The 21947-nt window shown below is 42.2% G+C and carries 12 protein-coding genes and 1 pseudogene; 2 read left to right on the top strand and 11 right to left on the bottom strand.

From position 1 onward, the window contains the following. The first annotated feature begins 304 nt into the window (after positions 1–304). Positions 305–1213, top strand: a complete 909-nt coding sequence (locus ABKJ27_RS02875; RefSeq protein WP_042750500.1) for a LysR family transcriptional regulator — start codon at positions 305–307, stop codon at positions 1211–1213. 53 nt (positions 1214–1266) lie between these two features. Here ABKJ27_RS02875 and ABKJ27_RS02870 read toward each other — a convergent pair whose 3' ends face one another. From ABKJ27_RS02870 to miaA, 5 genes are read right to left on the bottom strand one after another with little or no spacing between them, the layout of a single operon-like run. Beyond that, complete coding sequence (locus ABKJ27_RS02870) at positions 1267–2022, bottom strand: SDR family NAD(P)-dependent oxidoreductase (RefSeq protein WP_410012003.1); 756 nt, start codon at positions 2020–2022, stop codon at positions 1267–1269. Positions 2023–2042: 20 nt separating this feature from the next. Next, positions 2043–2972 (bottom strand): ribonuclease Z, encoded by a 930-nt coding sequence (gene rnz, locus ABKJ27_RS02865; RefSeq protein ID WP_410012002.1) that lies wholly within the window; start codon positions 2970–2972, stop codon positions 2043–2045. Between the two features lie 14 nt (positions 2973–2986). Further along, a complete protein-coding gene (locus ABKJ27_RS02860; protein WP_410012001.1) occupies positions 2987–3610 on the bottom strand; it encodes a cystathionine beta-lyase in 624 nt (207 codons plus the stop codon). After that, entirely contained in the window at positions 3603–4841 is a 1239-nt protein-coding gene (gene hflX / locus ABKJ27_RS02855; RefSeq protein ID WP_410012000.1) for a GTPase HflX, read from the bottom strand. Before hflX ends, ABKJ27_RS02860 begins: the two co-directional genes overlap by 8 nt. Then, positions 4834–5718 carry a tRNA (adenosine(37)-N6)-dimethylallyltransferase MiaA gene (gene miaA / locus ABKJ27_RS02850; RefSeq protein ID WP_410011999.1) on the bottom strand — a complete coding sequence of 295 codons (885 nt, stop codon included), beginning with the start codon at positions 5716–5718 and terminating at the stop codon, positions 4834–4836. Before miaA ends, hflX begins: the two co-directional genes overlap by 8 nt. 120 nt (positions 5719–5838) lie before the next feature. On the opposite strand from miaA, the gene ABKJ27_RS02845 reads away from it, so the two are divergent. Continuing rightward, the gene (locus tag ABKJ27_RS02845) at positions 5839–6009 is read left to right on the top strand and encodes a DUF3042 family protein (protein ID WP_001051780.1); all 171 of its coding nucleotides are present in this window, start codon (positions 5839–5841) and stop codon (positions 6007–6009) included. A gap of 50 nt (positions 6010–6059) precedes the next feature. On the opposite strand, the gene ABKJ27_RS02840 is transcribed toward ABKJ27_RS02845, so the two are convergent. From ABKJ27_RS02840 to ABKJ27_RS02815, 6 genes and pseudogenes are all read right to left on the bottom strand, one after another. Further along, the gene (locus tag ABKJ27_RS02840) at positions 6060–6899 is read right to left on the bottom strand and encodes a thymidylate synthase (RefSeq protein ID WP_033686601.1); all 840 of its coding nucleotides are present in this window, start codon (positions 6897–6899) and stop codon (positions 6060–6062) included. Between the two features lie 97 nt (positions 6900–6996). After that, positions 6997–7956 (bottom strand): ROK family glucokinase, encoded by a 960-nt coding sequence (locus ABKJ27_RS02835; protein WP_020902451.1) that lies wholly within the window; start codon positions 7954–7956, stop codon positions 6997–6999. Positions 7957–8073: 117 nt separating this feature from the next. Continuing rightward, positions 8074–8760 (bottom strand): annotated as a pseudogene (locus ABKJ27_RS02830) (excalibur calcium-binding domain-containing protein); the annotation flags it as partial. Between the two features lie 49 nt (positions 8761–8809). After that, positions 8810–9427 carry an alpha/beta fold hydrolase gene (locus ABKJ27_RS02825; RefSeq protein WP_410011998.1) on the bottom strand — a complete coding sequence of 206 codons (618 nt, stop codon included), beginning with the start codon at positions 9425–9427 and terminating at the stop codon, positions 8810–8812. Continuing rightward, positions 9428–11149, bottom strand: a complete 1722-nt coding sequence (gene pabB, locus ABKJ27_RS02820; RefSeq protein ID WP_410011997.1) for an aminodeoxychorismate synthase component I — start codon at positions 11147–11149, stop codon at positions 9428–9430. It abuts the gene before it with no gap. 184 nt (positions 11150–11333) lie between these two features. Then, a complete protein-coding gene (locus ABKJ27_RS02815) occupies positions 11334–21872 on the bottom strand; it encodes a DUF1542 domain-containing protein (RefSeq protein WP_410011996.1) in 10539 nt (3512 codons plus the stop codon). Positions 21873–21947: the final 75 nt, after the last annotated feature.

The raw sequence follows: 21947 nt of genomic DNA, 5'->3' as shown, positions 1-21947 counted from the left end.
TTGTATTTTTAGCCATAAGGTTGCCTCCTTCCTTCTTTTGGATGATCATCTTTACAATAACCAGTATAAACTCTAGTATTGGATAAGTAATGAGTAAATCGTGCAAGTTTCTTATTTTCGAGGAAAATTTTTATAGTTCTCAATTAAAAAAACAGCTGAACAATCTCTTACTCAGCTACTTTTTTACACTATTTCTTAAATTATTTAGAATTTTCTTCTTAGTTACTTTACAGAGACCCACACACTCCCCCTGATTTTCCTATCTTCTTTGGCGATTCTGACGCAAGTGTGGTACAATAAAAACATGAGAATTCAACAATTACATTATATTATCAAAATCGTCGAAACTGGCTCCATGAATGAGGCAGCCAAGCAACTCTTTATCACCCAACCAAGTCTTTCCAATGCTGTGAGAGATTTGGAAAATGAAATGGGGATTGAAATCTTTATCCGCAATCCAAAGGGTATCACCTTGACCCGTGATGGGATGGAGTTCCTCTCTTATGCCCGTCAAGTTGTCGAGCAAACCCAGCTTCTGGAAGAACGCTATAAAAATCCTGTCGCCCACCGCGAACTCTTTAGCGTCTCCTCCCAGCACTATGCCTTTGTGGTCAATGCCTTTGTTTCTCTACTCAAGAAAAGTGATATGGAGAAATACGAGCTCTTCCTTCGTGAAACTCGTACTTGGGAGATTATTGACGACGTCAAGAACTTCCGTAGTGAGGTCGGTGTCCTATTTTTTAACAGCTACAACCGTGATGTTTTAACCAAAATGCTGGATGACAACCACCTGCTGGCTCATCATCTCTTTACCGCCCAACCGCATATCTTTGTCAGCAAGACCAACCCTCTGGCCAAGAAAGACAAGGTGAAACTGGAAGATTTAGAAAACTTCCCTTACCTCAGCTATGACCAAGGAACTCATAACTCCTTCTACTTTTCAGAAGAGATTCTCTCGCAAGAATACCACAAAAAATCTATCGTAGTCAGCGACCGTGCTACCCTCTTTAATCTCTTGATTGGTCTGGACGGTTATACCATTGCGACAGGGATTTTGAACAGCAACCTCAACGGAGACAATATCGTTTCTATCCCATTGGATATTGATGACCCCATTGAGCTGGTCTATATCCAGCATGAAAAAACCAGCCTATCTAAGATGGGCGAACGCTTTATCGACTATCTACTAGAAGAAGTCCAGTTTGATAGTTGAGAAAAAATAAGAACCAATATGTAGGCTAGCAACAACCTGCATATTGGTTCTTTTTACTTATAATTAAAAGTTTCCCCTGCCAGCTTATCAGCTAACTTGGGGAAGAGAGTATAAAACTTATGGGCTAGGTTCAACAACATAGGGAGATTGAGTTCTCGTTTATTTTTACCTATAATCTTAACAATCTTTTTAGCCACTGTATCTGGTTCTAGCAGGAAACGGTCAACCGACTTAAGATAAGTCCCATCTGGGTCCGCTTGGTCAAAAAATCCTGTTCGGATTGGTCCTGGATTGACTGTTGTCACATAGACTCCATAGGGCATGAGTTCGAGGCGCAGAGCATTTGAAAAACCAATGGCCGCAAACTTGGTCGCTGAGTAAAGACTTGACTTGCCAGTCGCTATCAAACCTGCCATACTGACGATATTGATGATATGACCTTTTCGTATTTCCTTCATACGAGTCGCAAGGCGTCGAGATAGATTCATCAGGGCAAAAGTATTGACCTCGAACATCTGGTGAATATCTTGGTCAGAAATCTGGTCAAATTCCTCCAAAATACCGTAACCAGCGTTGTTAATCAAGACATCAATCTTGCCATATCGGATATAGAGGTCTGCTAGCAGAGTTTCTAAGGCTGAGTCATCGGTAATATCGATTTCAACTAATTCTGCTTGTGGGTGGTTTCCATAGAGTTGAGCTAATTTTTCCTTATCTCTACCAAGCAAGATGAGTTGGTCATTTGGCAAGAGTTTGACCATTTCTTGGGCTAGGCCACCGCTAGCTCCGGTAATGAGAATAGTACGCATACTGTTCCTTTCTCAATCTTTTAAATTTCCACTTCTTCCAAGTCTTTGACGACATGGACATTTTCAAAGACACTAGCCGCATCTTTCTTGAGCTTGCTGATATCTTTTGAGAGGAAACGAGCACTGATGTGGTTGAGTAAGAGGCGTTTGGCACCTGCTTCTACTGCAACCTGTGCTGCCTGCATATTGGTTGAGTGACCATGATTGCGAGCAATCTTTTCATCACCCTTGCCATAAGTCGATTCGTGAACTAGGACATCTGCATTGACAGCCAGACGCACACTGGCATTGGCTTTTCGAGTATCACCCAGAATAGTGATAATCTTACCAGGACGTGGCGCTGAGATATAGTCAGCAGCTTTGATTTCAGTCCCATCTTCAAGAACAACATCCTGACCGTTTTTGATTTTTCCAAAAAGTGGGCCAAATGGGACGCCAGCAGCCTTGAGTTTTTCAGCATCAAGCGTTCCTTCCAAGTCCTTTTGCATGACACGATAGCCAACGCAGAAAATAGTGTGGTCCAACTCCTCTGCATGCACAGTGAATTTATCGGTCTCAAGGATTTTCCCAAGGGAATCTTGGTCAAACTCATGGAAATGAATGCGGTAGGGCAGACGAGAACCTGACACACGAAGGCTGGTTAAGACAAATGACTTGATTCCCTGAGGTCCATAGATTTCCAAATCTGTCTGCTCTTCATTGGCCTGAAAGGCACGGCTAGAAAGGAAACCTGGCAAGCCAAAGATATGGTCTCCATGCAGGTGAGTGATAAAGATTTTGCTGACCTTGCGTGGTCGAATTGTGGTTTCCAGAATGCGATTTTGCGTTCCTTCTCCACAGTCAAAGAGCCAAACTTCGTTAATCTCATCCAAAAGTTTCAGGGCAAGACTTGATACGTTGCGGGCTTTAGAGGGCTGACCAGCCCCCGTTCCTAAAAATTGAATATCCATTCGATACTTTCTAATTAATCAATATATAACATGGCTGTGCGGTTTTCCGATCGGAAATAGCGCTTGCCAGAAAAAGTAGCAGCTTCTTGCAGTAAATCCTCTTGACTGTAGCCTTTGAGACGTTTACGACCATCAGCCAAGTTTTCCAAATCAGTCAAAGCTGTGAGACTCTCCACGCTAACAACTTCCTCATCTCCGACAGGCTTCATGTAAATCTTTTCAGACTCTTCAAAAACTAGTTGATGGGGGAAAATTTGCGCAATCTCAAAGAGCAAGTCATCTGAAATCTTCTCCTCATTTTCAGAGAAAATTCGACCCAGACCATCACTCTCATAACAAAAACCAAAGGATTTGCCAGACAGATTAAGCCGAATAAAAGGCTTATTTTCTAGAGTGAAACTAGGTTCAGCATTGTAAAGATTCAGTTCCTGACTGAGTTCCGCAAAATAATCCGTCGCAGCCTCAGTACTCTTTTTCTGGTAGAGTTCTGCAAAGTAAGCATTGACCACGCTAGGTGGAGGAGTGATCAGTGCCAACTGCTCTTGATTTGTTTTACCAGCTAGAAGTTGATCTAAGTAAACCTTATCTAGGCTTGTATAACCTCCATACTTTAGAGCCAAAGTTTTAATATCAGTCATAAAATTCTTCTAACCTCCATTTGTTTTTCTCAGAAATGTAGCCTGTAATCACTTCGCCGTCTTCCTGATAATCACGTTCTTCAAGAATCGCAACACTTTCTAAATCATGAATCTTGTAAGATTTTGAAAAAGGCACGCGCAGGGTAAAAGATTCAAAAATATCCTTGATTTTCTCTAAAAATAGTACCTGCAAATTCTCACGACTATCCTCAGACTTGGCAGAAATGAGGGCATATGGAGTTTGGGTCGGCGTAAAATCCTCCACCAAATCCGCTTTATTATAAAGGGTCAGGCGAGGAATATCCTCCATGTCCAAGTCTTTCATGATGGAAAGAACTGTTTTTTCATGTTCCTCGTGGTAAGGATTGCTGGCATCGATAACATGAACCAGAAGGTCCACATGCTTGCTTTCTTCTAAGGTTGACTTAAAACTGGACACCAACTCTGTCGGCAAATCTTGGATAAAGCCCACGGTATCTGTCAAAGTTACTTGGAGATTTCCCCCCAGATGGATACTCTTAGTTGTCGCGTCCAAAGTCGCAAAGAGCTCGTCCGCTTCATACTGGGTCTTACTGGTCAAGGTGTTCATGATAGTTGACTTCCCAGCATTGGTATAACCAATCAAACCAATCTTAAAGGTGCTTGACTCCAAACGTTTTTCTCTGACTGTCGCCCGATTTTTTTCAACCACCTTGAGCTGGCGCTCGATATCCGTGATTTGATTGCGAACACTACGACGGTTCAGCTCCAACTGGCTTTCACCAGGACCACGGGAACCAATTCCCCCTGCCTGACGGCTGAGCATAATTCCCTGACCAACCAAGCGAGGCAAGAGATATTTGAGCTGGGCTAGGTGGACTTGGAGCTTCCCTTCATGACTTCGAGCCCGCATTGCAAAGATATCCAGAATCAACTGCATACGGTCAATGACCTTAACACCCAGAACTTCCTCTAGATTGACATTTTGCCGTGGAGTTAAACGGTTGTTGACGATGACAGTGGTAATTTCTTCTGCATCCACCATGAGCGCAATTTCTTCTAACTTACCAGAGCCGACGAAGGTCTTGGAATCATATTTTTCACGTTTTTGTCTGTAACTATCTACAACGACTGCCCCAGCTGTCTTAGCCAGACTGGCCAATTCTTCCATAGAGAGATCAAAATTGTCCATGCCCTGCAATTCTACACCAATGAGCAGAACCCGTTCCTCTTTTTTCTCCGTTTCAATCATCTAAAAACTCCTCTATCTGGCTTAAAATGCGATCTTTTACACCAGTTTCTCCAATCTGATAAAAGGTCACCTGCATGCGATTACGGAACCAGGTCAACTGACGTTTGGCAAAACGACGAGTCGCCTGTTTGAGACTCTCACTAGCATCCTCCAAGGTCTGCTCTCCACGGAAGTAAGGAAAGAGTTCCTTGTAACCAATCCCTTTAGCAGCCTGCACATCTGGATAATGGTCAAACAACCACTTAGCTTCATCCAAAAGTCCAGCTTCAAACATCAGGTCCACTCGGTGATTGATACGTTCATATAATTGACTGCGCTCATCATCCAAGCAGATAATCAGCGGTTCATATAGACTCTCTTGATTTTCCAAATCCTGACCAAAATGGGCAATTTCCAAGGCACGCATAGCACGACGACGATTAAACTGGGGAATCTCAAGGCCAGCTTGCGCCACAAGATGAGCTAATTCCTCATCTGTATAAGGCTCCAAACTAGCCCGATAAGCCAAAATCTCCTCATGAGGAGTCTCTCCACCTAAATGGTAGCCTTCTAGTAAACTCTGGATATAAAGTCCAGTCCCACCAGCGATAATAGCTAGCTTGCCACGACTGTGAATATCTTCAATGGCCATCTTAGCTTCTGAAACAAAATCAAAAGCCGAGTAAGACTCGGTTACCTCTCTAACATCGATTAAATGATGGGGAACAGCTGCCTGCTCTTCTGGACTAGCCTTAGCCGTCCCAATATCTAGACCTCGGTAAACCTGCTGACTATCGCCACTAACAACTTCGCCATTAAAACGCTTGGCCACTTCAATGGCTAGAGCCGTTTTTCCAACTGCAGTCGGTCCAACGATCACAATTATTTTTGTTTTCATCTTTTTTCCTTGAAAAATTCCTATTTTTTCGTTACTATTATTATAACACAAAAAGGTCAGTCAGAAAAATGTGACCTCTTGAGGGGGCTGGCTGATTAAGAAGATAAAGGAGGAAGACTCATGGCTAAAGGATTCGCTAAAGGTCTTGTAACAGGTGTCGCAGGAACTGTCGCTGCAGTCGCAGGTGCAGTATACGCATTTAAAAAGAAAGTGATCGAACCAGAAGAGCAAAAAGCAGCTTTCATCGAAGAAAACCGTAAAAAAGCAGCTCGTCGCCGCGTATCACGTTAAGAAACAAAAGAAGTTGGGATTTATTTTCTCAACTTCTTTTTTCTATTCTTTTAAATAGCTAGGTCAAACTTCAACTGTGGCTTGACAGGGTCATAATCCACCAACTCAAAGTCCTCTGCTTTAATATCAAAAAAATTGGTCTTATCTGGCACATTCAAGACCAAACGTGGTTGGCAGTTTGATGGCTCACGACGGAGCAATTCCTGAGCTTGTTCAAATTGATTGTCATAGATATGGAGATTGTTGATGAAGTAGAAGAACTTCCCAACCTTCCAGCCGAAATGCTTGGCAATCATCATTTGAAGAGCCACGTACTGCATAGCATTGATGTGGTGGGCCACCAACATGTCATTCGAACGCTGGGTCAAGGTCGCATCCAGATAGATTTCTCCATCTACACGGCGGACATCAAACATGGTCTGAAAGGCGCATGGGAGTAGTCCTTCTGTTTCTTCGAAAGCTTGGTAATCCCAGAGCGAAATGATATTGCGACGGTTCCAAGGGTTGACTTCCAACTGCTTGAGAAGCTTATTGATAATGTCGTGTTTCTTAACAACAGCACCATAGCGCTCACCAATGGTTCCCGTATTTCCCACTTCCCAGTCATTCCAGTAGTGAACATTGTACTTGTCATTGAGAACTTCTAGGCTATTAGACTGGTCTTGGTAGATCCAGAGAACTTCTTTGATAGCTGATTTGATTGCAATGGGACGCAAGGTTGTAATGGGGAATTCCCCCTTGGCCAAGTCATACTCTGCAAAGGCACCCGTTACGTACTTAGAGTTGGCAACTGTCCCATCCTTGTACTTGGGACGTGCTTGCTCTGAGAAAACACCTTCCTTTAGAATGCGTTCAATATTCTCTTTAAAAATCGTATCTGATTTTGTCATTTACTCTCACCTCATTTATTTCCTAACTAGTATAGCATAAAAAAAGAAAGGAGGAAAATCACTCGCTTCTGGAAAGCAATTTTCTCCTTTTTCTATTTTATTGCAATACAAGTGATGCTGCTCCGATAACTCCAGCGTCATTTCCTAGAGTTGCAAGAGCTAGTTTAGTAGTTGTGCGTACTTGTGGGAAGGTATTTTCATCGTAGACTTTTTGAACACCTTGTAGAAGGAATTCTCCCGCAGCTGATACACCACCACCGATAACGATTGTTGATGGGTTTAGGATTGAGCCAATGTTAGCACAAGCGATTCCCAAGTAACGTGAGAAGTTACGGTAAACGATCAAAGCAAGATCGTCTCCTTCTTTTGCCAAATCAAAGACAGTCTTAGCGGTTACTTCTTCTCCATTATCAATCAAGCGTTTCAAGGCTGCATCGCCTTCGTATTCATCGGCATAGCGACGAGTCAAGTTGACAATCCCTGTTGCTGAAGCAACTGTCTCAAGACAGCCTTTCTTACCACAAGTACAAGCGATTGGTTGGTCAAAGTCAACAGTGATATGACCAAGTTCTCCTGCCGCACCAGCGACACCGTGAAGCAATTTGCCTTCTGCCACGATACCACCACCAACACCAGTACCGAGTGTCATAAATACAACATCTGGTTGGTTATCACCAGCCCCCATCCAACGCTCACCAAGAGCAGCTACGTTGGCATCATTATCGATGAAGAATGGAATACCCAAGGCCTTTTCAATCTTCTCTTTAATTGGTTGAAGGGTTTTCCAGTTGAGGTTGTAGGCACCGATAACAGTCCCTTTTTCACGGTCAACCACACCTGGTGATCCCATCCCAATTCCTTGGAAGTCCGCTGCTGCCAATCCAAGCAAGTCCAAACGATGCTGAATAGACTCAATCATATCATCTACGATATGACTTCCCTCATCCAAAATATTAGTCTTGATAGACCATTTTTCTTGGATTTCTCCTGCTGTTGTTAAGATTGCAAATTTGATAGAAGTTCCACCAAGGTCAATCCCAATAATCTTTTGACTCATCATATTCTCCTTTTTTATTATGAATTAATTGAAAATGCTTACAGATATAGTATAACAAAATTCACTCATTTATGCAAAGGTTTGCATTAACTTTCTAGATTTTATCCTTACTTATGGTTTCCATAGACCTGAAGCATCTACATAGTAGCGGCCTCCATCAACTCGCTCATTTTTAGCCATTTTACCATCTGATTTCAAATAGTAGTTTCCTTGCCATGCATTGCGAGCATAAGAACCATCTGATTTCAAGTAATACCAGGCTTGATAAGAAGAGTCATAAACCCACTCACCTTGTGCCATTTTACCGTTTGATTTAAGGTAATAAGCTCCTTGCCATGCATTTTTTGCATAAGAACCATCTGATTTCAAATAATACCAAGCTTGATAAGAAGAGTCATAAATCCATTCACTCTGTGCCATTTTACCATCAGCTTTCAGGTAATAGCTTCCCTGCCATGCATTTTTCACTGGATTTCCATTTCCATCAAAATAGTACCAAGAACCGTCCTGCTTAACCCAACCACTTGCTGTGGATGAAGTTGTATCAGTTTGAGTTGTAGCCGCTTGTTTTGCTTTAAAAGCACCCTTAGGAGCATTTTTCAATTCGCAAGCCACACCATCATGATCGCGGTCTAACTTGGCAGAATAACCAGGTTCTCCCTCGTGAATATCTGCGTATCCATTCGCCCAAGCTTCTTTACAACTAGAAAAATGAATGTTTTCTTCTGCTAACACAGGTTGTGAAAACAAGGCTAAGACTGGCAAGGTAGCCAGACTCATTTTTAAAAATAGACGTTTATTCATTTCTTTCTCCTATAACGATGTTATCGATTTCACTATTATTTTATCAAACTTATTTCAGCAATTCAAGGAAAGGTTTAATCTGTTCAGCAAACTCTTTTGGTTTTTCCTTATTCAAGACATGAGGTCCATCTGGTATAATCTGAAATTGAGATTCTGATATTAGTTTATGAAGACTTCTCATAGAACTCAGATTCGGTTTATCTTTGCTACCACAAATTAGTAAGGTTGGATAGGGGCAAGTCCTTGATATATCCGTTAAATCAAGTGTCTTCAACTCCTCAGAAACTCTGACCATAAGATCCTTGTCTGCTCCCTGTTTTTCAAATACTCTTTTGGGAAGTAATTTAAATATCAGCAACTGAACATAAAATAGGATATTCCCTGATAATTTTAGCGGGCATCCTGACAGAACCAAAGCTCGAAGATTTGTTAAATCGTAACTGGAAAGTTCTAGTGCCAGGGCAGCACCTAAGGACAATCCAATCAAAACAAAAGGTTCTGTCTCTTGAGCTAGGTGCTGATAAACTCTATCCTTGACTTTTTGATAGCTGCTAACTTCAGAAGAAAATAACTCGATAGCCTCAGAAGGATAATCTGTCAGTAGATTCTGAATTTCTTTCCAAGACTCTGCTGACTGCCCTAACCCATGTAAAAATATCAGTTTCATCTACTTCTCCTGTAAGATTAACTCATACAAGCCTCTCACGGCATTACAGCCGTAAATAGCTTCAGCTTGGTCTATGTCTGCAAAGGTCAAGACTTTCTCTTCTAGCTGTCCTGTTTCTAACAAATGCTGACGGTAAATTCCTGGTAAGATTCCCAGTCGGATAGGCGGTGTGTAGAGTTTCCCATCGATTTTCAGAACCAAATTTCCAATAGAGGTTTCCAATAGTTCTCCTGCTGCATTATGGTAAATGATTTCTTGTTTACCTAGATTTAAGTGTGGTCGGTGAGTGGTTTTAAAGTAGGTAAAGGCTTGCTGCAAATTTGCTTCCTGAAGGCAAAGTTTTGCTTGACAGAAGGTCGGACTGAGAGATTCCAATGCTTGACAATCAACTGCTATCTCTCCAGATTTGCTAAGGCTAATTCGCAAGCGGTAGTCTTGATTAATGTCACAAGCCTGACACTCTTCCTCAATCTTTTGTTTCAAGTCTTCTACATCAAAAGGAAAAGCAAAATACCGACTAGCTGTTCTCAGTCTTTCCAAATGTTGTTCTTCAAATAACAGGTTCTTCTGACTGATTTTCCCTGTAGTAATCAGTTTGAAACGAGCTTGTTTACGATAAAGAACTGCCGCCTTTTGATGAACCTCGCGATATTCAGATTCCCAAGTGCTATCCCATGTAATGCCTCCGCCAACTCCATAGATGGCTTTCCCTTGATGCAGTTGAATAGTCCGAATGGCAACATTGAAAATCCGTCGTCCATTTGGAATCAGGAGACCAATCGTTCCACAGTAGACTCCACGCGGTTGTGGCTCCAAGTCCTTGATAATCTCCATAGTCGCAATTTTTGGAGCTCCCGTTATGGAACCACAAGGAAAGAGAGAGCGAAAGATTTCAACAAGGTCAACATCCTCTCGCAACTGACTCTTGATAGTCGAAGTCATCTGCCAAACCGTTGAATACTGTTCCACTTGGCAAAGACGCTCTACATGCTCACTCCCCACTTCAGAAATACGATTCATGTCATTGCGCAAGAGGTCCACAATCATCATATTTTCAGAGCGATTTTTAGAATCCTGCTCCAACCAACTGGCCTGCTCCAAGTCTTCTTGGTCGGTCATGCCACGCTGAGTCGTTCCCTTCATTGGTCGCGTTGTCAACTCGAGACCATTTTGCTCAAAAAAGAGCTCTGGGCTCATGGAAATCACTGCCATCTCGTCATGTTCAACATAGGCATTGTAGCCCGCCTCCTGCTCTACCACCATACGATTGTAGATAGCAAAAGGATTGGCAGACAACTCCTGCTTGAGTTGGACGGTGTAGTTGACCTGATAGGTGTCTCCCTGTCGCAAATGATGATGAATCTGGGCAATCGCCTTTTCATAATCCTCTGCAGACGTTACTTCCTGCCAGTTTGAAGGCAAATCAACCTCATCATAAGTCAGAGGAATAGGGGATGTTTCTACCCTATCATGAACTGTAAAATAAAGCAGGTACTCTACCAATAAAGGAGCTTTATGAACTGCTAATTTCTCCTCAAAAGCAGGTGCAGCCTCATAGCTGACATAGCCCACCACATAGTAGCCTTGCTCTTGGTAGCTTTCCACTTGTGCCAGCAAATCTACCACTTCTACTACATTTCTCGTTTTCAACTCTTTAATAGGCTGGGTAAAGGTGTATCTCTCCCCCAAAGCTCTAAAATCAATTACTGTTTTTCTATGCATACCTTAAGTATAGCACAAAATAAGAAAACCCTCATCCGCAAAGCAGATGAGATTATCTTTAGTCCCGTCACGTATCTTCTGGTTAGAGAAAAAACTCTCCTAGTAGCTATTTTGCTCTAGGAGAGTTTTAAGAATAATATTATCCACTTAGTCTCAAAAAAGGAGTTGCGACCTTTAGAAATCGTTATTGATTTTCTAATTTATCTTCTTCATCTTCTTTTCGACGACGAGCAATAAGACCAAAACCAAGCATTGCACTAGCTGCTGCTGCAACCATTGCCATTATGGATTCTGTTGTGCCTGTATTTGGCAATTCTCTAGCCACTACACGCTGATTAGTAGCTACTTGCTGATTCTCATTTTCAAGTTGTGAGATAGGAAATGCTACACTATCTTTCACTTTAGCTTTGGCTTCATCAGTTTTCAATACTTGGTCTATTGCTTGTTTTTCCTGTGGTTTTTCTTTAGAAGTTGGATTAGCTGAGTTTACATGAACTCCAGCACTTGCTCCAACTGCCGGTCTAATTTGTGCAATCGGATTGACTGAGTTCACTTCTTCAATACCAGTTGACTTAGCTTGGTCGACTTCTGAGTTGGTTGTGGCATTATCGATGGCTGCTTTTGCTGCATCAGCTTTGGCTTTCGCTTCAGCCTTAGCCACGGTTTTCTCTTCGTCTGTTAAGTCTGTGCGAGCATCAATCTCATCGTTCTTAGCTTTCAAAGCATCGTCGATTTCTTTCTTAGCTTCTGTCTTCGCTACTGCTACTGGATTAATTAAGTTTACTTCTATTGTTCCAATTGACTGAGCTTGGTCGACTGCTGCATTTATTGTTGCGTTGTCGATGGCTGATTTCGCTTCATCGGCTTTAGCCTTAGCTTCTGCTTTTGCTGCAGTTTTCTCCTCATCTGTTAAGTCTGTACGAGCATCAATCTCATTATTCTTAGCTTTCAAAGCTTCGTTGATGGATTGCTTAGTTGCTGACTTAGTCAACGCCTCTGGATTGACTGAAGTGACTTCTCTTGTTCCAGTTGACTGAGCTTGGTCGACTGCTGCGTTGGTTGTTGCTTTATCGATTGCTTCTTTCGCTGCATCAGCTTTAGCTTTTGCATCTGCTTTTGCTGCAGTTTTCTCCTCATCTGTTAAGTCTGTACGAGCATCAATCTCATTATTCTTAGCTTTCAAAGCTTCGTTGATGGATTGCTTAGCTGCTGACTTAGTCAACGCCTCTGGATTGACTGAAGTGACTTCTCTTGTTCCAGTTGACTGAGCTTGGTCGACTGCTGCGTTGGTTGTTGCTTTATCGATTGCTTCTTTCGCTGCATCAGCTTTAGCTTTTGCATCTGCTTTGGCCTTGGCTTTTTCTTCGGCTGTTAGGTCTGTACGAGCGTCAATCTCATTATTCTTAGCTTTCAGAGCTTCGTCAATAGCTTGCTTAGCTGCTGTCTTCGCTACTGCTGCTGGATTGATTGAAGTGACTTCTCTTGTTCCGTTAGTCTTAGCTTGGTCGACTGCTGCATTCGTTGTTGCTTTGTCGATGCCTTCTTTTGCTGCGTCAGCCTTAGCTTTTGCTTCTGACTTAGCAGCAGTTTTCTCCTCATCTGTTAAGTCTGTACGAGATTCTATCTCATCATTCTTAGCTTTCAGTGCTTCGTCGATGGCTTGCTTAGCTACTGACTTAGTCAACGCCTCTGGATTGACTGAAGTGACTTCTCTTGTTCCAGTTGACTGAGCTTGATTGACTTCGGCATTTGTTGTTGCTTTGTCGATCGCCTCTTTCGCTGCATCTGCTTTCTTCTTAGCTTCTGCCTTAGCCGCAGTTTTTTCTTCGTCTGTTAAGTCTGTACGTGCATCTATTTCGGCAGTCTTAGCTTTCAGAGCTTCATCGATGGATTGTTTGGCTGCTGATTTAGCTACTGGTTGTGGATTTATAACTTTTAATTCTGTTGTTCCAGTTGACTGAGCTTGGTCGACTTCGGCATTCGTTGTTGCTCTGTCGATGGCTTCTTTTGCTGCGTCAGCTGTCGCTTTAGCGTCTGCTTTGGCTGCAGTTTTCTCTTCGTCTGTTAAGTCTGTACGAGAGTCGATTTCATCAGTCTTAGCTTTCAAAGCTTCGTCGATGGATTGCTTAGCTGCTGACTTAGTCAACGCCTCTGGATTGACTGAAGTGACTTCTATGATTCCAGTTGACTTAGATTGGTCGACTTCAGCATTCTTTGTTGCTTTATCTATGGCTGCTTTCGCTGCGTCTGCTGTCGCTTTAGCATCTGCTTTGGCTGCAGTTTTCTCTTCGGCCGTTAAATCTGTGCGAGCATCAATTTCGGCAGTCTTAGCTTTCAAAGCATCGTCGATTGCTTGCTTAGCTTCTGTCTTCGCTACTGCTTCTGGATTTACTGAAGTGACTTCTGAAGTTCCGTTAGTTTTAGCTTGGTCGACTGCTGCGTTTGTTGTTGCTCTATCGATTGCTTCTTTCGCTACATCTGCTTTCGCTTTAGCGTCAGCCTTAGCTACAGCTTTCTCTTCGTCCGTTAAGTCTGTGCGAGCATCGATCTCGTCGTTCTTAGCTTTCAGAGCATCTCCTATTGCTTGCTTAGCTTCTGTCTTCGCTACTGCTTCTGGATTTACTGAAGTGACTTCTGAAGTTCCGTTAGTTTTAGCTTGGTCGACTGCTGCGTTTGTTGTTGCTCTATCGATTGCTTCTTTCGCTACATCGGCTTTTGCCTTAGCATCTTCTTTAGCTTTGGCTTTTTCTTCCGCTGTTAAGTCTTTGTTCGCGTCAATCGTGTCATTCTTAGCTTTCAATGCGTCATCGATGGCTTGTTTTGCAGCCGGTTTCGCTTGTGCCGTTGGATTTACATTGTTTACTTCTGTTGTTCCATTAGTCTTAGCTTGTTCCACTTCTGCGTTTGTTGTCGCGTTATCAATTGCTTGCTTAGCTGCATCGGCTTTGGCTTTTGCATCTTCCTTAGCTTTGGCTTTTTCTTCAGCAGTCAAATCGTTATTGGCATCAATCGCGTCGTTCTTAGCTTTAAGCGCGTCGTCGATGGCTTGTTTAGCAGCTGGTTTTGCCACTGGCGTTGGAGTCACTGAAGCTACTGATACCGTTCCTGCAGTCTTAGCTTGTTCCACTTCTGCGTTTGTTGTCGCGTTATCAATTGCTTGCTTAGCTGCATCGGCTTTGGCTTTCGCGTCTTCCTTAGCTTGGGCTTTTTCTTCAGCAGTCAAATCGTTGTTGGCATCAATCGCGTCGTTCTTAACTTTCAATGCGTCATCGATTGCTTGTTTTGCAGCTGGTTTAGCTGTTGGTGTTGGAGTCACTGAAGCTACTGATGCCGTTCCTGCAGTCTTAGCTTGTTCCACTTCTGCGTTTGTTGTCGCGTTATCAATTGCTTGCTTAGCTGCATCGGCCTTTGCTTTTGCATCTTCCTTAGCTTTGGCTTTTTCTTCAGCAGTCAAATCGTTATTGGCATCAATCGCGTCGTTCTTAGCTTTAAGCGCGTCGTTGATTGCTTGCTTCGCAGTCGGTTTTGCTACTGGCTTTGGAGTCACTGAAGCTACTGATGCCGTTCCTGCAGTCTTAGCTTGTTCCACTTCTGCGTTTGTTGTCGCATTGTCGATTGCTTCTTTCGCTGCATCAGCTTTTGCCTTAGCTTCTGCTTTGGCTTTAGTTTTTTCTTCAGCTGTTAAATCATCATTCGCATCTATTGCATCTTCTTTTGCTTTTAATGCATCATCTATTGCCTGTTTGGCTGCTGGTTTTTTAGCTGCTTCAGGACTACACGAATTTACATCACTTAAACCAGATATACTATTTACATCAACTTTAATATCTGTATCTGCTGCATCAATCGCTTCTTTCGCCTCATTAGCTTTATTTTCTACTTCAGCTTTTGCTGCAGTTTTCTCTTCAGTTGTTAAATCATCTCGAGCATCAATTTCTTCTATTTTCTTCTCTAGAGCTGCATCAATTGCTTTTTTAGCCTCTGATTTCTTAACTGGTTCTGGACTAAATGAATTTACATCACTTAAGCCCGATATACTATTTACATCAACCTTAATATCTGTATCCGCTTCATCGATTGCTTGCTTAGCCGCATCTGCTTTTTTCTTAGTCTCTTCCTTAGCTGCTTGTTTCTCTTCTGCTGTTAAGTCATTGTTCGCATCAATTTCTGCTTCTTTAGCTTTAAGTGCTTCATCAACTGCTTTTTTAGCCTCTGGTTTCTTAACTGCTACTGAATTCAATGAGTTTACATCTGCTACCCCAGTAGTTTTTGAATTTTCAACGTCAGCATTTGTTGTCGCTTTATCAACTGCCTGTTTTGCTGCGTCTGCTTTGGCTTTAGCTTCTTCTTTAGCTGCTATCTTTTCTTCAGCTGTCAGATCATCTCGAGCATCGATTTCTGCTTCTTTGGCTTTAAGCGCATCTTCTATCGCTTTCTTAGCTGCTGGCTTAGCTTGCGCTGTTGGATTTACTGAAGATACACTCGTTGCTCCAGCGTTTTTAGCTTGAGTTACTGCATTATTTGTTGTCGCATTGTCGATTGCAGTCTTCGCTGCGTCTGCTTTGGCTTTCGCTTCTTCTTTAGCTGCTGTTTTTTCCTCAGCTGTCAGATCATCTCGAGCATCGATTTCTGCTTCTTTGGCTTTAAGTGCATCTTCTACTGCTTTCTTCGCCTCTGGTTTCGCTACTGGAGTTGGAGTCACCGAATCTACCGATGTTGCTCCATCATTTTTAGCTTGTTCTACCTCATCATTTGTTGTCGCGTTGTCTATTGCTGTTTTCGCTGCGTCGGCTTTGGCTTTTGCATCTGCTTTAGCTGCAGTTTTCTCTTCGTCTGTTAAGTCGTTGTTCGCGTCAATCGCTGCTTCCTTAGCTTTTAATGCATCGTCGATTGCTTTCTTAGCTGCTGGTTTGGCTACTGGAGTTGGAGTCACTGAAGATACACTTGCTGCCCCATCATTTTTAGCTTGAGTTACTGCATCGTTTGTGGTTGCGTTGTCGATTGCAGTCTTCGCTGCGTCGGCTTTGGCTTTAGCTTCTTCCTTAGCTGCTATTTTTTCCTCAGCTGTCAGATTATCTCGAGCATCAATCGCGTCATTTTTAGCTTTTAGGGCATCGTCGATTGCTTTTTTAGCTGCTGGTTTTGCCACTGCTGTTGGATTTACATTATTTACTTCTGTTGTTCCATTAGCCTTAGCTTGGTCTACTCCCGCGTTTGTTGTCGCATTATCGATCGCTTGTTTCGCTGCAGCTGCCTTGTCTTGCGCTTCTTGCTTAGCTTTGGCTTTTTCTTCGTCTGTTAAGTCATTATTTGCGTTGATTGCTGCTTCCTTAGCTTTTAATGCATCGTCGATTGCTTGTTTAGCCGCTGGCTTAGCTTGCGCTGTTGGACTTACTGAAGATACACTTGTCACTCCATCGTTTTTAGCTTTCTCAACTGCATCGTTTGTTGTTGCGTTGTCGATTGCTTGTTTCGCTGCGTCGGCTTTGGCTTTTGCATCTGCTTTAGCTGCAGTTTTTTCTTCGTCTGTTAAGTCATTATTGGCATCAATCGCGTCATTCTTAGCTTTCAATGCGTCATCAATTGCTTGTTTTGCAGCCGGTTTAGCTGTTGGTGTTGGAGTGACTGATGATACACTTGCTGCCCCAGCGTTTTTAGCTTGAGTTACTGCATCGTTTGTTGTCGCGTTGTCAATTGCTTGCTTCGCTGCGTCAGCTTTCGCTTTGGCGTCTTCCTTAGCTTTGGTTTTCTCTTCAGCAGTCAAATCGTTATTGGCATCAATCACATCGTTCTTAGCTTTCAATGCGTCATCGATGGCTTGTTTTGCAGCCGGTTTAGCTGTTGGTGTTGGAGTGACTGATGATATACTTGTCGCTCCGTCATTTTTAGCTTGTTCTACCGCTGCGTTTGTTGTTGCGCTATCGATTGCTTGTTTAGCTGCATCGGCTTTGGCTTTGGCGTCTTCCTTAGCTTTGGCTTTCTCTTCAGCAGTCAAATCGTTATTGGCATCAATCACATCGTTCTTAGCTTTCAATGCGTCATCGATGGCTTGTTTTGCAGCCGGTTTAGCTGTTGGTGTTGGAGTGACTGAAGATATACTTGTCGCTCCGTCATTTTTAGCTTGTTCTACCGCTGCGTTTGTTGTTGCGCTATCGATTGCTTGTTTAGCTGCATCGGCTTTGGCTTTGGCGTCTTCCTTAGCTTTGGCTTTCTCTTCTGCTGTTAAGTCATTGTTGGCATCTATTGCTGCTTCTTTTGCTTTTAATGCTTCATCGATGGCTTGTTTTGCCGCTGGCTTCGCTTGGGCTGTTGGAGTCACTGAGTCTACACTTGTTGCTCCATCAGCCTTAGCTTGTTCCACCGCTGCATTTGTTGTTGCTTGATCAATTGCTTGTTTTGCTGCGTCTGCTTTGGCTTTCGCATCTTCTTTAGCTTTTGTTTTTTCTTCTGCTGTTAAGTCATTGTTGGCATCTATTGCTGCTTCTTTTGCTTTTAATGCTTCATCGATGGCTTGTTTTGCAGCTGGCTTCGCTTGCGCTGTTGGTGTTACTAAAGATACACTTGTCGCTCCATCAGCCTTAGCTTGTTCCACCGCTGCATTTGTTGTCGCCTTGTCGATTGCAGTCTTCGCTGCATCGGCTTTGACTTTCGCGTCTTCCTTAGCTTTGGCTTTTTCTTCAGCAGTCAAATCGTTGTTGGCATCAATTGCGTCGTTCTTAGCTTTCAATGCGTCATCGATGGCTTTCTTAGCTGCTGGTTTGGCTACCGGAGTTGGAGTCACCGAATCTACTGATGTTGCTCCGTCGTTTTTAGCTTGCGTTACTGCATCATTTGTTGTCGCCTTGTCGATTGCTTGCTTCGCTGCGTCAGATTTGGCTTTTGCATCAGCTTTCGCCGCAGTTTTTTCTTCGTCTGTTAAGTCATTGTTGGCATCAATCGCGTCGTTCTTAGCTTTCAATGCGTCATCGATGGCTTTCTTAGCTGCTGGTTTGGCTACCGGAGTTGGAGTCACCGAATCTACTGATGTTGCTCCGTCGTTTTTAGCTTGCGTTACTGCATCATTTGTTGTCGCCTTGTCGATTGCTTGCTTCGCTGCGTCAGATTTGGCTTTTGCATCAGCTTTCGCCGCAGTTTTTTCTTCGTCTGTTAAGTCATTGTTGGCATCAATCGCGTCGTTCTTAGCTTTCAATGCGTCATCAATTGCTTGTTTTGCAGCTGGTTTGACTACCGGCGTTGGAGTCACCGAATCTACTGATGTTGCCCCAGCGTTTTTAGCTTGAGTTACTGCATCGTTTGTTGTCGCGTTGTCGATCGCTTGTTTCGCTGCGTCGGCTTTGGCTTTCGCATCTTCCTTAGCTTTGGCTTTTTCTTCAGCCGTTAAATCGTTATTGGAATCAATCGCGTCATTCTTTGCTTTCAATGCGTCATCGATGGCTTGTTTTGCAGCTGGTTTGACTACCGGCGTTGGAGTCACCGAATCTACTGATGTTGCCCCAGCGTTTTTAGCTTGCGTTACTGCATCATTTGTTGTCGCCTTGTCGATCGCTTGTTTCGCTGCGTCGGCTTTGGCTTTCGCATCTTCCTTAGCTTTGGCTTTTTCTTCAGCCGTTAAATCGTTATTGGAATCAATCGCGTCATTCTTTGCTTTCAATGCGTCATCGATGGCTTGTTTTGCAGCTGGTTTGACTACCGGCGTTGGAGTCACCGAATCTACTGATGTTGCCCCAGCGTTTTTAGCTTGCGTTACTGCATCATTTGTTGTTGCGTTGTCGATTGCTGTTTTCGCTGCATCAGCTTTAGCTTTTGCGTCTTCCTTCGCTTTAGCTTTTTCTTCAGCTGTTAAATCGTTGTTCGCATCTATAGCTGCTTCTTTTGCTTTTAATGCTTCATCAACTGCATTTTTCGCATCAGTTTTCTTTTGGCTTGCTTGCGGATTAACGCTTTCCACATCAGCAACGCCTGTAGTTTTCGCATTATCTACTGTTGAGTTTGTTGTTGCAGTATCAATATTATTTTTAGCCGCTGTTGCCCTTGCTTGTGCATCTGCTTTTGCTGCTGTTTTTTCTTCGTCTGTTAAGTCCGCACGAGCGTCAAGTTGTGCTTCTTTCGCTTTAAGTGCATCATCTATTGCTTTCTTAGCCGCTGGTTTTGCTACCGCTGTTGGCGTTACTGAACTTACGCTTGTTGTTCCTGCCGTTTGGGCTGAGTCCACTGCTGCGTTTGTTGTCGCATTATCAATTGCTGTTTTCGCTGCAGTTGCTTTTGCCTGTGCATCTGCTTTTGCTGCATTCTTCTCTTCTGTCGTTAAGTCGTTATTCGCATCGATGGCTGCTTCTTTCTCTCTTAAAGCTGAGTCAATAGCTGCTTTTGCTGTATCTTTCTTCGTTGCTACAGGATTATCATTGCTAATCGCTGTTGTCCCAGATGTTTTGGCATTATCTAATGCTGCTTTTGTCGTTACCGAGTTATCATTAATTGCTGTTAAAGCTTTCGCCTTATCGACATTAACTTTTTCTATTGCAGCTGCTTTTTCTTCTGCAGTTGCGTTTGTATTAGCATTAATCTCTGCAATTTTATCTTCAGCAGCCTTGTTAACCGCGTCAATTGCAGGTTGTTTATTTAAACTTGTGAATTCTGATAAAGGTTTTGTATCAGTTGAACCATCTTTATAGGTCACAACAAGATTTCCATTAGCATCTTTTGTAATCGTAGAAATTCTTGTCGCCTGATTGTCTACAGCTTGTCCTCTCTTGCTAGTAAAATTAGCATCATCGTTAGTTTGAGAGTATTCAATTTTTACTTTTTCTTTAATTTTTTCAAATTCTTCTGCAGTTACATTCGCTGGATCTACTACACTAACTGTTCCTTCTGGAGTCTTAATATCATATTTAGTAGTTTGATTTTTTACAACAAACTCAACATAACCTTCAATTTTTTGACGTTCTGCAGGATTAGTAGTTGCATTAATTCTTCCGTTAAAAGGTGCACTTTCTCCATTGTTGTCATCTTTTGCAACGATAACACTTGTCCATTTTTTCCCAGCAGTTAAATTCGTTGTTCCAGTCATTTTAATGGTTGCTGTCTTCTTATCTTCAGAAACAGAACCTGCTCCGCTTGTTACTGCGCTATCAACAATATTTCCTACTGCTAAACCAAAACTAGTTGCATTATTATAGTTAATGTCACCAGGGCCACGAAGTTTTAGGTCCTTAATCTTAGACTCATCCGTTGCAGTAAATGTTAGGTCTGTCTCTTCTCCAGAATAGATATAAATATTTCTGTTCGCTTCGTTTGAATACTGTAGATTAACAACCGGTGGAACATTTTTTTGTACAATTTCACTTACTGGTTTCGTCTTCGTAGAACCATCTGTAAATGTAACAACAATATTATTCCCAACGATATTAACCGATTGAATAACATCCTCTGGGTGTTCTACTAAAGTTCCACGTCTATCAGCAAATCGTGCATCTTCGTTTGTTGTTGAATATTCTAATTGAATACTATCTTTGATTTTCTTTAAATCTTCTGCTGTAGGATTTGTCAAACTAGTTACAGAAATCTTTTCATCTGTAGGTTGAGATCTTAAGGCGTATTTTTTTGCTTGAGATTTTAATACTAAGTAGAAATATCCTGGATCCGTTATATCCATACCTTTTTTAAGATTTTCTCTACCTTGGTCATCAACTACTTGAACATAACGAGTACCAACATTTAATGTTTGGTTTTCTTGTTTTGTGTAATCTCTGTTCTTTTTTAATATATCATTTGGACGACCTGTAATGACGATTTTCGCAGGATTTGCTTGACTCGCCTCCGATGTTACCCCTGCCGTTTCAGCACGATTTATTACAGTAGCTGTAAATCCAAATTCAACATCCAAGTCATTATCTGTACCTGCAACATTAGGGAATCTTTGTCTAGATCCTTTCTTAATCGTTGCATAGCGAATTTTTCCAGTTTCAGAATAAACTGGAATTTCTAATGAAAAATGCTCTTCGTTATAGATATAGATTTTCTTCTCATCTGGTATGGAGAATGTAAAATCTACCTTTGGATCTTGATTCACAGCCGCACGGAATGTTGTATCCTTTTCAATTTCACTTCCATTACGCGGATCATTGGCACCAGTCTTTTCAATCGCATTTGATTCTGATGGTTTCTCAGTATTTTCAGCTTTGATACCAACTGTTTCTTTATTCTCAGTAGTATCTGTTGAAACAATTTCTTTTTTCTCAACCGGCTTATTTCGTAATTTTGAGTTAACAGCAGTAACCAGTTTTTGATAGGCACTCGTCAATTCTTCTTGACTGCTTGCGCTCGCTAAAGTTGCTTTGGCATTAGCTAACTCAGCAGCTAGACTCGCTACACTTTCCTCTGTCTTATTAGCGTAGGCTCCACTTGAAATCTTACCTTCAATTTCACCAATATAATTTGCAAGTTGACTTTTATCTAGTTCTGGTTTAGTAATTTTCGGCTCACTGATTTTGGACTCACTCTGATTTTCAGTCTTATCCCCACCTTCTTTAGCCAACTCTACTTTACTAGAAGACTCTTCAGTTACTTTCAATTGATCCGCTGCAACTGCTCCATTTCCTAAAAATATTAAAAAGGCAGCAACCGCTACACTCGCTGCACCAAAACTATATTTACGAATGGAGAAACGCATGATCTTTTCTTTTCTCTGATTCTCAAGGGACTTATCAGAAAGCTTGTTCTTCATTTATAATATTTCCTTTTCTTTTATCTATGTACACATTATATCATATTGAATTTTATGCGTATTTACAAATTTCTT

Origin of the sequence: Streptococcus sp. KHUD_011, assembly GCF_046352925.1 — a bacterium.
Lineage (GTDB): Bacteria > Bacillota > Bacilli > Lactobacillales > Streptococcaceae > Streptococcus.
The sequence above is the reverse complement of the archived record's forward strand: the minus strand, read 5'-3'. Positions and strand labels throughout refer to the sequence as shown.